Origin of the sequence: Arthrobacter sp. Y81 (assembly GCF_002929335.1) — a bacterium.
Taxonomy (GTDB): domain Bacteria; phylum Actinomycetota; class Actinomycetes; order Actinomycetales; family Micrococcaceae; genus Arthrobacter.
The window spans coordinates 1-507 of the sequence record NZ_PJIL01000111.1; the positions used below are offsets into that span (position 1 = coordinate 1).

1 protein-coding gene is annotated in these 507 nt (G+C 61.7%); it reads right to left on the minus strand.

Annotated features, from left to right (window positions below; translation table 11 throughout):
• Positions 1 to 507, minus strand: a 507-nt coding sequence (locus CXQ91_RS24445; RefSeq protein ID WP_146072450.1) for an IS30 family transposase, incomplete at both ends; no start/stop codon positions are given.

Genomic DNA, 507 nt, shown 5'->3' on the forward strand with positions numbered 1-507 from the left:
TGGGTAGGTGGACGAGCATGGTGAAGTTCGTGGTCCGCTCCACCAGGGTTCCGATGGCGGTCTGGTTGCCCTTGCCAATAATCAGATCCCCTTCCCAGTGCCCAGGTACGGCACGGTCCTCTACCTCGGGCGGACGCTCGGAAATGTTGATCATGCCCGGGATCCGGTTCTTACGCTGCCCGGCCTTGCGGCACGGCTTGCGCACGGCCCGTCCGGTGCGTAAACACGCGGCCAGATCCCGATTCAAGGCGCCTCGGGACTGGACATACAAGGACTGGTAAATCGTCTCAGGTGACACCCGCATCTCCTCCTGGTCGGGGAACTCAACCCGCAGTCGTCCTGCGATCTGTTCCGGTGAATACTTCTTGGCAAGGTCCTCTTCCACTTTCGCACGCAAGAGGGTATTCGTGTGGAGTTTGGCCGGTTTCGGCCGGCTGGCACGCTCGTAGGCGAGCATGTGGGCGGAGGTTGCCCGATAGGCGGTGCCGGGTTTCGTGTTGCGCTTCA